This is a genomic window from Arthrobacter cavernae (assembly GCF_017368795.1).
Lineage (GTDB): Bacteria > Actinomycetota > Actinomycetes > Actinomycetales > Micrococcaceae > Arthrobacter > Arthrobacter cavernae.
The window spans coordinates 24122-37806 of record NZ_JAFNLL010000025.1 but is presented as its reverse complement, the minus strand read 5'-3'; the positions used below and the strand labels follow the sequence as shown (position 1 = coordinate 37806).

Here is a 13685-nt window from a genome sequence, read left to right as displayed (position 1 = left end):
AGATGATTGCACTTACTGCGGCGGAAATCGCCGACATCACCCATGGCCGCCTGACGGGGGATTCGGACATTGCGCCGGTCTCCGTTGTTACCGATTCCCGGGAAGCAACCGCCGGCTCGCTGTACGTCGCGAAGCCCGGTGAGCACGCCGACGGCCACGACTACATCGGCGCTGCCTTCAGCCGCGGCGCGGTACTGACCCTAAGCGAACGCGAGGTCCTCGGCGAGGACGGACAGCCGTACCCCGCCGTCGTCGTTGACGACGCCGTTGCGGCCATGGGCGCACTGGCCGCCGAATCGGTCCGCCGCATCCGGGCCATCCGCGCACAGCGCGGCGAGGACTTCACCGTCATCGGCATCACCGGCTCGGCCGGCAAGACCACCACAAAGGACCTGCTCGCAGGGATCCTGTCCCGGGCCGGGTCCACCGTGGCGCCGCAGGGCTCCTACAACGGTGAAGTCGGCGTGCCCCTGACCGTCTTCGAAGCCACGGCCGACACCCGCTACCTCGTCATCGAAATGGGCGCAACGGGCGTGGGCCACATCAGCTACTTGGCGGGCATGGTGCGCCCGGAAATCGGCGTGGTCCTCGGAGTGGGCACCGCCCATGCCGGTGAGTTCGGCGGCGTGGACAACATCGCGAAGGCCAAGGGCGAGCTCCTGGAGGCACTGCCGGCGTCCGGAACGGCGATCATCAACCTTGACGATTCCCGCGTCGCCGCCATGCGGCCGCGCACCACGGCCAAGGTCCTGGGGTTCAGCGCCGACCCCTCCGCCGATGCCGATGCTGGTGCCGCGGTCCAGGCGACAGTCCAGGCCCGCAATGTGACGGTCAACGCCGGGGGCCACCCCTGCTTTGACCTCGTGCTGCCCGACGGCGGACCCGCCGTTCCGGTGGCGAGCCGGCTGATCGGTGCCCACCACGTCACCAACCTCCTCGCGGCGGCGGCCGCGGCATCCGCCGCCGGCATCCCGGCGTCGGACATCGCAGAGTCCCTCAGCGGGCAGGCAGCCGCCAGCCGCTGGCGGATGGAACGCACCGAACGGGCCGATGGCGTCACCATCATCAACGATGCGTACAACGCGAACCCGGAATCGATGCGCGCCGCCCTGCGCACCCTGGCCGACCTTGGCCAGGGCCGGCGCACCTGGGCCGTGCTCGGGGCCATGCTGGAACTCGGCGAGGACTCCATCCGCGAACACACCGCCGTGGGCACCCAGGTGGTGCGCCTGAACATTTCCCGGCTGGTAGTGGTGGGCCGTCCCGCCCGCTCCCTGTACATTTCCGCGATCCAGGAAGGATCGTGGGGCGATGAATGCAGTTTCACGGAGACCCTGGACGAGGCCTACGAGCTCCTGCAGGCCGAGCTCCAGCCCGGCGACCTGGTCCTTTTCAAATCGTCGAACGGAGTGGGGCTCCGGCATTTGGGCGATCGGATAGCATTACCCCCACAAGCCAAGGCGACAGGGGAACTCGCGGCCGAAGCTGCCGCAACTGAAGGGAAAGAGCTGCTGTGATTGCACTTCTGGTCGGCGCAGGCGTCGCTCTCCTTGTGTCGCTGATCGGCACACCGCTCTTCATCCGTTTCCTCGTTGCGAAAAGCTATGGCCAGTTCATCCGCGATGACGGGCCCACCTCGCACCACACCAAGCGTGGAACCCCCACCATGGGCGGCGCCGTGGTGGTGCTCGCCGTGCTGATCAGCTACGGGCTGACGCACCTGATCATGTGGATGATGAATCCGCGCTCCCCGGGCCCTTCCGCGTCCGGACTCCTCCTGCTTTTCCTGATGGTGGGCATGGGGTTCGTGGGCTTCCTCGATGACTTCATCAAGATCAGCAACAAACGCAGCCTAGGCCTGAACGCCAAATGGAAACTGATCCTCCAGGCCGCCGTCGGCATTGTTTTTGCGGTGCTGGTCCTCCAGTTCCCGGACGCGGACGACGTCACGCCAGCTTCCACCCAGATTTCCCTGGTCCGGGATATCCAATGGCTGGATCTCGCATTCGGCGGAACAGTGCTGGGCGCGATCCTGTTTGTTGTCTGGTCCAACCTGATCATCACCGCGGCCACCAACGGCGTGAACCTGACCGACGGCCTGGACGGCCTGGCCGCGGGGGCATCCATCATGGTCTTCGGCGCCTACACGCTCATAGGGATCTGGCAGAACAACCAGGCCTGCGGTTCGCCGCGGGAGGCGGGCAGCGGCTGCTACACGGTCCGCGACCCCCTGGACCTGGCCCTGCTGGCAGCCATCCTCAGTGCCGCCTTGGTGGGCTTCCTGTGGTGGAACACCTCTCCGGCAAAGATCTTCATGGGCGACACCGGCTCCTTGGCCATCGGCGGCGCTGTGGCCGCCTTCGCTATCCTGTCCCGCACGGAACTCCTGCTCGGCATCATCGGCGGGCTCTTCGTGCTCATCACGCTCTCGGTCATCATCCAGGTGGGCTACTTCAAGATGACCGGCGGTAAACGATTCTTCAAAATGGCGCCGCTGCAGCACCATTTCGAGCTCAAGGGCTGGGCCGAGATCACCGTGGTGGTCCGGTTCTGGATCCTCTGCGGGCTCTTTGTGGCCGCCGGCCTTGGTATTTTCTACGCTGAATGGGTGGTGCTGCTGTGAACGTAAACCCTGAATCCATGACGGCCAATGACCGGCTCGCGGACCTCACCAGCTGGGACGCAGACTGGAGCGGACTGCGCGTTGTGGTGACCGGCATCGGAGTCTCCGGCTTCGCGGCCGCCGACACCCTGATCGAACTCGGCGCCAAAGTGGTGGTGGTGGACGCCGCCACCACGGCCAAGGCCGCAGCGCAGGCGGACACCCTGAAGATCGTCGGGGCCGTGGATGTCCTGCTCGGCCAAGACGCCGTGGACTCCCTTCCCTTAGTGGAGGGCACGCTGCCCGAGCTCGTGGTGACCTCGCCGGGCTGGCGCCCGGACCAGGCCCTGCTGGCAGCCGCCAAGCGCAAGCACATCCCGGTGTGGGGCGACGTCGAGCTGGCATGGCGCCTGCGGGAACGCAAGGGACGCAAGACGGCGGACTGGCTCGCCATTACGGGCACCAACGGCAAGACCACCACCGTTGGCATGACCGAATCCATGCTCCAAGCCGCAGGACTCAAGGCCATTGCCGTCGGGAATGTGGGCACACCCATTCTGGACGCCCTCCGCGATCCCGTGGAATACGACGCCTTCGCAGTGGAACTCTCCAGCTTCCAGCTGCACTGGAGCCACTCGCTGTCCCCGGTGGCCAGCGTGTGCCTCAATGTCGCCGAGGACCACGTGGATTGGCACGGCTCTTACACCTCCTACCTGGCCGACAAAGCCAAGGTCTACGGGAACACGCAAAAGGCCGCCATTTTCAATGCCGAGCAGATCGAGACCGAGCGGATGGTGGAAGACGCCGACGTCGTCGAAGGCTGCCGTGCGATCGGTTTCACCACGCTGACCCCGGCGGTCAGCATGCTGGGCGTGGTCGAAGGACTCCTGGTCGACCGCGCGTTCATCGCCGAACGCAAGGACTCGGCCGCGGAACTCGCCTCGATGGCGGACCTTGGCCCGGTGGCACCGCGCCACATGGTGGCCAACGCACTCGCCGCGGCCGCACTGGTCCGCGCCTACGGTGTTGAACCGGCAGCCGTCCGGCAGGGCCTGCTCAACTACCTGCCCGGGGACCACCGGATCCAGCCCGTTGCCAAGCAAAACGGCGTGCTGTGGGTCAACGACTCCAAAGCGACCAACCCGCACGCAGCCTCGGCCGCACTGTCTGCCTTCCAGAACGTTGTGTGGATCGCGGGCGGACTGTCCAAGGGCGTCAACTACGACGAACTCGTCAAGGAGCACGCGCCCCGGCTCAAGGCCGTGGTGCTGATCGGCACCGATACCGCAGACCTCGAAGCCTCCCTGCAGCGACACGCACCGGATGTCCCGGTGATCGGCCAGCCCAAGGGCGACACTGAAAAGGTGCAGACCGCTGGAGCCGCCGCTTCGCCGATCTTCGGCGACACCGTGATGGCCCAGGCCGTTGCCTCTGCGGCGGAAGTGGCAGTTTCCGGTGACACCGTGCTCATGGCCCCCGCGGCTGCATCCATGGATCAGTTCTCTTCCTACGCTCACCGTGGCGACGCTTTCATCCAGGCAGTTCGCGAGCTCGTGGAAGGGCAGGCACAGGCCACCGAGGAGTAGCACATGGTCAGCACGCCCACCCGTACCCGCGACAAGGAACCCGCGGGAGGGAAGACCCGGCCCGTGGCGAAGGATGCCAAACGGCCCTCCGGGCTCCGCGGACACCTCCGCGGCTTCTGGGACCGGGTTGAGGGCAAGAGCAAGGCCCCCAACAGCTCCACGTACTACCTGATCCTCGGCTGCGCGCTGGCCCTGACGGCCATCGGCATCATGATGGTGCTCTCCGCTTCCAGCGTCGAAGCCATTTCCGAGGGCAAATCGCCATACGCCGACGCCATGAAGCAGGCCGTCTTCGGGGCGATCGGCGTGGTGGCGATGTACGTCATCTCCCGCACCGACGTCAGCTGGATGAAGAAGCTGTCCTGGTGGGCGCTGGGCGCCGTGATCGTGCTGCTCGTGCTCGTCCAGGCCATGGGGCGCAGCGTCAACGGCAACAAGAACTGGATCGACTTCGGCGGGGTCACGCTCCAACCCTCGGAGACCGCCAAGCTGGTCCTGTGCATCTGGATCGCTGCCGTGCTGGCCCGGAAGCAGAAACTGCTCCACCGCTGGTGGCACGTCATCATCCCCGTTATTCCGGGGGCCGTGCTGGTCATTGGCCTCGTCATGCTGGGCAACGACCTCGGCACCGTCATCGTCATTGCGGCCATCCTGGCGGCGGGGCTCTTCTTCGCCGGCGTTCCTGCGCGGATGCTGGCGATCGCGGGCATCATCGTTGTCATCGGTGCCACGGTGGCCACCGCCAGCAGCGCCAACCGCATCTGCCGCATCACGTCCTGGCTCGGCAATGCCTCCGAAACCTGCAAAACCGAATACGACTTCGATTTCCAGTCCACCAACGGCATGTACGGACTGGCCCAGGGCGGCTGGACTGGCCTGGGGCTTGGGCAGAGCCGGCAAAAGTACAACTGGCTCCCCGAGGCCCACAACGACTTCATCTTCGCCATCATCGGCGAGGAACTGGGACTCGTGGGCACCACCGTGGTGCTGGTGCTGTTCGCGATCCTGGGCGTGGCCATCTTCCGGGTGGTGGTACGCCAGAAGGATGCCTTCCAGCGGACCCTGGCCGGTGGAATCATGGTCTGGCTCCTTGGGCAGGCGTGCATGAACATGGCGGTGGTCATCCAACTGCTACCGGTCATCGGCGTGCCGTTGCCGTTCATCTCCTATGGCGGTTCCGCGCTGGTGATGTCGCTGTGCGGCGTGGGCGTAGTGTTGTCTTTGGCCCGGTCCCAGCTGGCTCCCAGCCACCGCCCCCGTCTGTTCCCGTGGCGTCCTTCGAAAACCGCACGAAAGCGTATTAGCCCTTCATGAATCGCGAGTCCTTGCCCCAGCCAACCGCAGGGCCCCAGCCAAGCACCGAGCCCCAGCCAGCCGCAAGGCCCCGGCCCCTGTCCGTGGTCCTTGCAGGCGGTGGAACAGCAGGCCACATCAGCCCGCTCCTGGCAATCGCCGACGCCGTGAAAGCAGCCCGCCCGGACGCGGCAATGCTCGCCGTGGGTACCCCGGCCGGCATGGAGACCCGTCTGGTGCCCGAGGCCGGCTACGAATTGGCGACGATCGACCGCGTGCCGTTCCCGAGGAAGCCGTCCCTGGACCTCCTGAAACTCCCGGCCAGGCTCGCGGGCGCCGTCCGGCAGGCCGGCCGCATCCTGGACGAGGCACACGCGGACGTGCTAGTGGGCGTCGGAGGCTATGTCTGTACGCCCATGTATCTGGCCGCGCGCCGCCGCAGGATCCCGATTGTCATCCACGAGGCCAACACGCGGCCCGGCCTGGCCAACCGCGTTGGCGCGCTCTTCAGCAAGCACGTCGCCGTGGCCTTTGCCGGCACCCGCCTGCGCCATGCCCGCCACGTGGGCATGCCGATGCGCAAAGCCATCTCCGGCCTGGACCGCGCAGCTGCCGCCCCCGCGGCGAAGGCAGCCCTCGGCCTCGATGCCGGCCGGCCCGCCCTGATCGTCACCGGCGGGTCCTCCGGCGCCCTGAGCATCAACCGCACCATCTCCGGCGCCCTCGACGCCCTGGCCGCTGCCGGCGTCCAGACACTGCACATCACCGGACGCGGCAAGGCAGTCCTGGACTTCGACGGCGGCCTACTGGCTGCCGAGGGCTACCGGCAGGTGGAATACGTGGACGGCATGGAAAACGTCTATGCCGGCGCCGATGTCCTGCTGGCCCGGGCCGGAGCCGCAACGGTCAGCGAAGTGGCAGCCGTCGGCGTGCCCGCAGTCTTCGTCCCCCTGCCGATCGGCAACGGCGAACAGGCCCTCAACGCGGCCGCCCTGGTGAAGGCCGGAGGAGCGCTCCTGGTCGAGGACAAGGCACTCAGCGCCGCCTGGCTCGCGGCCGAGCTGATCCCCCTGCTCGGGGACAGGTCCCGGCTCGACGACATGGCCCGGAAGTCCGAGGCACTCGGCATCAGAAACGCCGATCAGCGCATGGCTGATCTTGTCCTGGAAGCGGTATCCGCATGACACCCCAGCTTGAACTCGCGTCCCTTGGCCGCGTCCACTTCATCGGTATCGGCGGCGTCGGCATGTCCGCCGTGGCCCGGATCATGGTGGCACGAGGTGTTGCCGTGAGCGGCTCCGACGCCAAGGATCTCCCGGTCATGCAGGACCTTGCAGCGGCCGGTGCCAGGATCGCCGTCGGCTATGCCGCGGAGAACCTCGGCGATGCCCAGACGGTCGTTGCCGGATCCGCCATCAGGGCGGACAACCCCGAACTCGCTGCCGCCCGGGCTGCCGGCCTCCCGGTCCTGCACCGCTCCGAGGCCCTGGCGGCCACCATGGCCAACGACCGCGTGGTCACGGTGGCCGGAACGCACGGCAAGTCCACCACCACTTCCATGGTGGCCGTCCTCCTGAAGGAGGCCGGACTGGACCCGTCCTTCGCGATCGGCGCGAACGTACCGGCCCTCGGCGTGAACGCGGCCCACGGAGCCTCGGACATCTTCGTGGCGGAAGCGGATGAATCCGACGGTTCCTTCCTGAACTACCGGCCGCTGATCGCCGTCGTCACGAACGTCGAGGCCGACCACCTGGACCACTACGGCACGGCAGAGGCCGTGTACGCCTCCTTTGACAAGTTTGTGGGCCTCCTGCCCGGCAACGGTGCCCTGCTGGCCTGCGCCGACGACGACGGCGCCCGGGCCCTGGCCGGGCGCACCGCGGCGCGTGGCACCACGCGTGTGCTCACCTACGGCACCACCGACGACGCCGACATCCGGCTGCACGACGGCGGTCCCGGCGACGTCTGGGTGTCCGACGGCGCCGAACGCTACCGTTTGGACCTTCAGGTCCCGGGGCGGCACAACGCCCTCAACGCGGCCGCAGCCTTCGCCGTCGCCGTCGAACTCGGGGTGGATGCCGCCGCTGCTGCTGCCGCACTGGGCCACTTCACCGGCGCCTCGCGCCGTTTCGAGTTCAAGGGCGAGGGGCGCGGGATCCGGGTCTACGACGACTACGCCCACCACCCCACGGAAGTACGGGCTGCGTTGTCGGCAGCCCGTTCGGTGGCCGGCGGGAACAAAGTCCATGTCCTCTTCCAGCCGCACCTCTTCTCCCGGACGCGTGAGTTTGCCCGTGAATTTGCCGAGGCGTTGAACACGGCCGACACCGCGCTGGTCCTGGACATCTACCCGGCCCGCGAGGACCCGATCCCCGGCGTCACCAGCACCCTGATCACCGAGTATCTGACTGCCGGGAGCCTCGTGGCTGCAGGCGAGGACGCCGTGGCCGCAGTGCTGGCCGTGGCCGGCCCGGGCGACATTGTGCTGACAGTCGGAGCGGGGGACGTGACTGCCTACGGGCCGCGGATCGTCGAGTCGCTCGGTGGCTAGCCCCCGGAAGCCGGGCCTCCGGCCGGGAGCGACGTCCGGGCCGGGCACTCCGTCGGGACCGGGCGCCGTCATCAGCGCCGAGCGGGCCATCGAGCCCGAGGCGCCGCCGGCCAAGACTCCGCTTCCCAGCAGCAATGTGATCGAGTTCCCGGAGCCCAAAGGGCGCCGGAAACGCCGCATCCTCCTGTGGGTCGTAGCGGCCGTGGCCGCATTTGTGGTCGCCGTGGTTGCCGGCGCGGTCTACTCGCCGGTCCTGGCTGTCCAGACCATCACCGTGGACGGGACCAAGCTGCTGACTCCGGCTGCGGTGCAGAAGGCCCTCGCCGCCGTCGAGGGCAAACCGCTCCCGCAGCTCAGCGAGCAGGAAGTCGCGGAGCTCCTCAAGCCCCTCGTCCAGGTCCGCTCGGCCACCATCGAAGCCAGGCCGCCGTCGGAGCTGCTGGTGCACATTGTCGAACGGGTGCCCGTGGCATTGGCCAAGCAGGGGGAGTCCTACGTCATGGTCGATGTGGACGGCATCCACCTCGGCGCCACCAAGGACCCTGCCGAGGTTCCGCTTCCGCTGATCGATGCAGGCGCCGGCACTACCAACACCGAGCTGTTCAAGGTCATCACCGCCGTCCTGGACACCCTGCCGGCGGACGTGCTGGCAAGGCTCTCCGCGGCCTCGGCCAAGTCGGCTGACGCCGTGGAACTGCGCCTGAACGACGGCAAGACGGTAGTGTGGGGCAATGCCGAGGACAAGGAACTCAAGGCCAAGGCGCTGGAGGCTCTCCTGAAGATGCCGCCTGACCCCAAGGTTCCCATCAACGTCTACGACGTCAGCACACCGCGGCATCCATTCACCAAATAGAAGCAGCAGCAAGTAACAAGTGACCGGACACGGCCTTATTTCGCCCCATTCAGGCGACACGCGGAAGCGGTCATTGAATGTGCGAACCATAGGAAATACCGTCACCGGTAGAGTTACTTGACATAACAACAACCTTCAACTAGAGGGTTAAGGTCCAGGAATTCACGTTGGACTCGATCAGTTTCGCTATAGGACACAAGCAAGGGGCACGAAACGTGGCAGCACCGCAGAACTACTTGGCCGTCATCAAGGTCGTCGGCATCGGCGGCGGTGGCGTGAACGCAGTCAACCGGATGATCGAAGTCGGCCTTCGCGGCGTCGAATTCATCGCCATCAACACCGACGCGCAGGCGCTGCTCATGAGTGATGCGGACGTCAAGCTCGACGTCGGACGCGAACTCACCCGTGGTCTGGGCGCCGGCGCCAACCCCGAGGTCGGCAAGCAGGCCGCCGAGGACCACGCCGATGAGATCGAAGAAGTTCTCCGCGGTGCAGACATGGTCTTTGTCACCGCCGGTGAGGGTGGTGGCACCGGTACCGGTGGCGCACCCGTTGTCGCGCGCATCGCCCGCTCCCTAGGTGCGCTGACCATCGGTGTTGTCACCCGTCCGTTCACCTTCGAAGGCCGCCGCCGTGCGGGTTCCGCCGAGGCCGGCATCGACGCCCTGCGCGACGAAGTCGACACCCTGATCGTGATCCCCAACGACAGGCTCCTGTCCATCAGCGACCGCAACGTCTCCGTCCTGGACGCTTTCCGCTCCGCTGACCAGGTGCTCCTCTCCGGCGTCCAGGGCATCACGGACCTCATCACCACCCCGGGCCTGATCAACCTTGACTTCGCCGATGTCAAGTCGGTCATGCAGGGTGCCGGCTCCGCGCTCATGGGCATAGGTTCCGCCCGGGGCGAAGACCGCGCAGTGAAGGCTGCGGAACTGGCCATCGCGTCCCCGCTGCTGGAAGCATCCATCGACGGTGCCCATGGTGTCCTGCTCTCCATCCAGGGTGGCTCCGACCTTGGCCTGTTCGAGATCAACGAGGCCGCACGCCTTGTCCAGGAGGTAGCCCACCCGGAGGCCAACATCATCTTCGGTGCCGTCATTGACGACGCCCTGGGTGACGAGGCCCGTGTCACCGTCATCGCCGCCGGCTTCGACGACGTCAAGGCCACCTCGCCGTCCATGGACCAGTCGCGTCCCGCGGTTGCTCCTGCCGAACGCCCGCTCGTTCCGGTTGCTGCTCCGGCACACGCCGCCGCACCGCAGCACGTTCCTGCCGGCATCGGCGCCTCGGGCCTGAGCAACTGGGGCCAGCAGCGCCCCTCGGCCCTGCCCGCGGACTCGGGTTTCGACGTCGATCTTCCCGCCGTGGTGGAGCCGGACCTGTCCGGCAGCCGCACCGACGACCTCGACGTTCCGGACTTCCTGAAGTAGGAAGCCCTCCGCAAAGTTCAGGAGACCCAGTTACCGGTGTTTTGGTGGCGGAATGAAGTGCGGCCTGGTGTTTCGGTCGCCTTCACGGAGGCGGGCGCCGGTAATCTGGCCCTGCATGTGGGGGATGACCCCGTAAATGTGATGGCACGCCGGGCCGCGCTGGAAACAGCAGCGGGGCTCGGCGGCCGGCAATTCCAGTTCATGGATCAGGTCCACGGCAATTCCGTGGAATTCATTGGCACCCTGGGTGCAGGCCCCACTGCCGATGCGATGGTCTCCGACGGCCAGCCCCTCGCCGTCATGGTGGCCGACTGCGTTCCCGTGGTGTTGCTCGGCGCGGGTCCCGTCCAGGACAAGCCCATCCTGGCGGTGGCCCATGCCGGCCGCCCCGGCGTGGCCTCGCATGTGGTTCCGGCAACCGTCGCGGAAATGCGGCGCCACGGAGCCACGGGTATCCGCGCCTGGATCGGCCCGTCCGTGTGCGGCGCCTGCTACGAGGTCCCCGCGCACATGCGTGCGGCCGTCGCCGCGATTGAGCCGGCCACTTGGTCGGAGACGTCGTGGGGAACGCCCGGTCTCGACCTGCCGGCAGGCGTGCGGGCGCAATTGGCGGTCCTCGACGTCGAACTCGCGTATTCCGGCGAATGTACGCTGGAAAACGACTCCCTTTTCTCGTACCGGCGCGACGCGCAGACCGGTCGATTCGCAGGTTTGGTATGGACGCATGACTGATCACCCCCCCCACACGGCACAGGCCTCGGCCGACGATGCCCGGAGCGCAGTGCTCCAGGAACGGCTGGCCGCCGTCCGCCACCGCATCAGTGCGGCCACGAGCGCTGCGGGGCGCCTGGATGAGCCCCGGCTGATTGTCGTCACCAAGTTCCATCCCGCAGCGGATGTCCGCCGTCTCGCAGCCCTGGGGGTCGCCGACGTCGGCGAGAACCGCGACCAGGAAGCATCCGCCAAGGCAGCCGAACTGGGTGGCCTGGATGTCCGCTGGCATTTCATCGGCCAGCTCCAGAGCAACAAGGCCAAATCCGTGGTCAAGTACGCGCATTCGGTGCAGTCCGTCGACCGCCTCCAGCTTGCCGATGCCCTCGCCAAGGCAGTGGCGCGCGAACAGGACGCGACGGGACGGCCGGACCTGTACTGCTACATCCAGGTGAGTCTCGAGGACGACGGCGGCGAGCACCGCGGCGGTGCCGGCCCGGACGACGTCGGGCTGCTTGCGGACCGGATCGAAACTGCCGCGGGCCTGCACCTTGCCGGTGTCATGGCCGTTGCGCCCCTCGGCGCGCACCCTGACGCGGCCTTCGAGCGGCTTGCCGGGATTTCGGCGGCATTGCGAGCCAACCACCCGGCCGCCGTCGGGATCTCCGCCGGCATGAGCCAGGACCTTGAAGCGGCGATCAGATTCGGGGCGACACACCTGAGAATCGGCTCCGATATTCTCGGTTCGAGACCGGCCGTGCGGTAGCGTCAAAGTATTGGAACGACGGGCCGGGATTCCAACAACGTCAAGTCATGGCGGCCCGCCTACTGCAGACACGATAGGAGTCCACCATGGCTGGCGCTTTGCGCAAGACAATGATCTATCTTGGGCTGGCCGACGGCGAGGACCACTACGAGTCTGAGCCCCACGCAGCGCACAAGGACGAGGACCACTCCGAGGACCGTGAGCGTGAAGAACGCCGCGCTCCTGCCCCCGTCCGGGAAATTGTCCGTGAAGTACCCCATGTTGTCGCCGAAGAGGAATACCGCGCACCCGTGACACCCATCAAGCGTGCGGCATCAAGCCGCGAAGACGTCTCTGGCCTGAGGCAGATCACCACCGTCCACCCCCGCTCCTACAATGATGCCAAGATCATCGGCGAGAGCTTCCGGGATGGCATCCCCGTCATCATGAACGTGACCGACATGGGGGAGGCGGATGCCAAGCGGCTTGTCGACTTTTCCGCGGGCCTCGTGTTCGGCCTGCACGGCAGCATCGAGCGGGTGACGAACAAGGTGTTCCTGCTGTCGCCGTCGTACGTTGAGGTCATCGGGGACGACAAGAAGGCCAGCGAAACGCAGGCCAGCTTCTTCAACCAGAGCTGACAACAGAATATCCAGATGCCAGGCGGGTCGACCGGCCTGGCATCTGTGTTGCAATAATAGGGACCGAGCAACAATCCAAAACAAGTGGGAGATCTGAGCTAACTCGTGGGCATTGTTTTCGGCCTTATCCATATTGCGCTGCTGCTGTTTTTCATCACGCTGATCATCAGGCTTGTCTTTGAGTGGGTCCAGATGTTCGCCCGGCAATGGCGGCCGCGCGGCGCCGCCCTGGTCACCGCGCATGTCGTGTATTCGGTCACTGATCCGCCGCTCAAGCGGTTGCGGCGGATGGTGCCGCCCCTGCAGCTGGGCGGTGTCTCCCTTGACCTCGGCTTCCTGATCCTGTTCATCGTGGTCTACATCCTGATGAGCGTGACACTCGGCTTGACATAGATTTTCCCGCGAAGCGGGGCCCGGGAACGGCAGCGTTCCTGATGGTCCAGGCCCGTGAATTCTCCAATCCAACACGATGGTGTTGAATTGGAGGAACCAGACGATATTTAGGTACCGTAGTTTTGAACGGCCGGAAGGCCTACTGACTAACTAGACCAATGAGGTGACCAGATGGCTTTGACGCCAGAAGACGTTGTCAACAAGCGCTTTCAGCCGACCAAGTTCCGCGAAGGCTACGACCAGGATGAGGTGGACGACTTCCTCGACGAGATCGTCGTAGAACTCCGTCGCCTGAACCAGGAAAACGACGAGCTTCGCAAGAAGCTGGGCGAGAGCGGTACCGCCGTTCCCGCAGCTGCCGCCGCAGCTCCCGTGGTCGAAAAGGTTCCTGCCCCCGTCAAGGTGGACAAGGAAGCCGAGGCGAAGGCCGAGGCCGAAGCCAAGGCTGCCGCCGCCAAGGCAAAGGAAGCCGAGAAGGCTGCTGCCGCGGCTGCTCCGGCCCCCGCTGCGCCTGCTGTCACCGCCTCTGCCGAATCCGCTGCAGGCCTGCTGGCCATGGCCCAGCAGATGCACGACAAGCACGTCGCAGACGGTGCACAGCAGAAGGACAAGATCATCGCCGAGGCACAGATCGAGGCCTCCGGCCTGGTCAACGATGCCCAGGAGAAGTCCCGCAAGATCCTCGGCGCCCTGGAACAGCAGCGTTCCGTCCTGGAGCGCAAGGTTGAGCAGCTCCGCGGCTTCGAGCGTGACTACCGCTCGCGCCTCAAGGCCTACATCGAAGGCCAGCTGCGCGATCTTGACGCCCGTGGTTCCGTTGCGGCCCCCGAGGTCGGCGAAGCGACTGCTGACGTCTAAGCAAGTATTCTGAAGGCCGGTG

The 13685-nt window shown here is 66.4% G+C and carries 13 protein-coding genes; all 13 read left to right on the top strand.

The features are described from left to right. Positions 1 to 2: 2 nt before the first annotated feature. Positions 3 to 1517, top strand: a complete 1515-nt coding sequence (locus J1902_RS11050) for a UDP-N-acetylmuramoyl-tripeptide--D-alanyl-D-alanine ligase (RefSeq protein WP_207616312.1) — start codon at positions 3 to 5, stop codon at positions 1515 to 1517. Further along, entirely contained in the window at positions 1514 to 2623 is a 1110-nt protein-coding gene (gene mraY, locus J1902_RS11045) for a phospho-N-acetylmuramoyl-pentapeptide-transferase (RefSeq protein ID WP_207616311.1), read from the top strand. Before J1902_RS11050 ends, mraY begins: the two co-directional genes overlap by 4 nt. A 17-nt stretch (positions 2624 to 2640) precedes the next feature. Further along, the gene (murD, locus tag J1902_RS11040; RefSeq protein ID WP_242701891.1) at positions 2641 to 4188 is read left to right on the top strand and encodes a UDP-N-acetylmuramoyl-L-alanine--D-glutamate ligase; all 1548 of its coding nucleotides are present in this window, start codon (positions 2641 to 2643) and stop codon (positions 4186 to 4188) included. 3 nt (positions 4189 to 4191) lie between these two features. Further along, a complete protein-coding gene (gene ftsW / locus J1902_RS11035) occupies positions 4192 to 5502 on the top strand; it encodes a putative lipid II flippase FtsW (RefSeq protein ID WP_207616309.1) in 1311 nt (436 codons plus the stop codon). Beyond that, a complete protein-coding gene (gene murG / locus J1902_RS11030) occupies positions 5499 to 6665 on the top strand; it encodes an undecaprenyldiphospho-muramoylpentapeptide beta-N-acetylglucosaminyltransferase (protein WP_207616308.1) in 1167 nt (388 codons plus the stop codon). The genes ftsW and murG overlap by 4 nt, the downstream gene beginning before the upstream one ends. Beyond that, entirely contained in the window at positions 6662 to 8032 is a 1371-nt protein-coding gene (gene murC, locus J1902_RS11025) for a UDP-N-acetylmuramate--L-alanine ligase (protein ID WP_207616307.1), read from the top strand. Before murG ends, murC begins: the two co-directional genes overlap by 4 nt. Then, positions 8025 to 8885: a cell division protein FtsQ/DivIB gene (locus J1902_RS11020; protein ID WP_207616306.1), complete on the top strand. Its 861-nt coding sequence runs from the start codon at positions 8025 to 8027 to the stop codon at positions 8883 to 8885. The genes murC and J1902_RS11020 overlap by 8 nt, the downstream gene beginning before the upstream one ends. A gap of 215 nt (positions 8886 to 9100) precedes the next feature. After that, entirely contained in the window at positions 9101 to 10315 is a 1215-nt protein-coding gene (gene ftsZ / locus J1902_RS11015; RefSeq protein WP_207616305.1) for a cell division protein FtsZ, read from the top strand. Positions 10316 to 10351: 36 nt separating this feature from the next. Next, complete coding sequence (locus J1902_RS11010) at positions 10352 to 11047, top strand: purine nucleoside phosphorylase YfiH/LACC1 family protein (RefSeq protein WP_207616304.1); 696 nt, start codon at positions 10352 to 10354, stop codon at positions 11045 to 11047. Then, positions 11040 to 11792, top strand: coding sequence for a YggS family pyridoxal phosphate-dependent enzyme (locus J1902_RS11005; protein ID WP_207616303.1), 753 nt, complete (start codon positions 11040 to 11042; stop codon positions 11790 to 11792). The genes J1902_RS11010 and J1902_RS11005 overlap by 8 nt, the downstream gene beginning before the upstream one ends. Positions 11793 to 11878: 86 nt before the next feature. Further along, on the top strand, positions 11879 to 12412 hold the full coding sequence (locus J1902_RS11000) for a cell division protein SepF (RefSeq protein ID WP_207616302.1): 534 nt from the start codon (positions 11879 to 11881) through the stop codon (positions 12410 to 12412). Positions 12413 to 12517: 105 nt separating this feature from the next. Then, a complete protein-coding gene (locus tag J1902_RS10995; protein ID WP_207616301.1) occupies positions 12518 to 12805 on the top strand; it encodes a YggT family protein in 288 nt (95 codons plus the stop codon). A gap of 171 nt (positions 12806 to 12976) precedes the next feature. Next, entirely contained in the window at positions 12977 to 13663 is a 687-nt protein-coding gene (locus J1902_RS10990) for a DivIVA domain-containing protein (protein ID WP_207616300.1), read from the top strand. The last annotated feature ends 22 nt before the right edge of the window (positions 13664 to 13685 follow it).

What these genes read in the sequence shown, in the direction of transcription:
- J1902_RS11050 (WP_207616312.1), top strand. Translation starts at nt 3, where the DNA reads ATGATTGCACTTACTGCGGCGGAAATCGCCGACATCACCCATGGCCGC.
- murG (WP_207616308.1), top strand. Translation starts at nt 5,499, where the DNA reads ATGAATCGCGAGTCCTTGCCCCAGCCAACCGCAGGGCCCCAGCCAAGC.
- J1902_RS11000 (WP_207616302.1), top strand. Translation starts at nt 11,879, where the DNA reads ATGGCTGGCGCTTTGCGCAAGACAATGATCTATCTTGGGCTGGCCGAC.
- murC (WP_207616307.1), top strand. Translation starts at nt 6,662, where the DNA reads ATGACACCCCAGCTTGAACTCGCGTCCCTTGGCCGCGTCCACTTCATC.
- ftsW (WP_207616309.1), top strand. Translation starts at nt 4,192, where the DNA reads ATGGTCAGCACGCCCACCCGTACCCGCGACAAGGAACCCGCGGGAGGG.
- murD (WP_242701891.1), top strand. Translation starts at nt 2,641, where the DNA reads ATGACGGCCAATGACCGGCTCGCGGACCTCACCAGCTGGGACGCAGAC.
- J1902_RS10990 (WP_207616300.1), top strand. Translation starts at nt 12,977, where the DNA reads ATGGCTTTGACGCCAGAAGACGTTGTCAACAAGCGCTTTCAGCCGACC.
- J1902_RS11005 (WP_207616303.1), top strand. Translation starts at nt 11,040, where the DNA reads ATGACTGATCACCCCCCCCACACGGCACAGGCCTCGGCCGACGATGCC.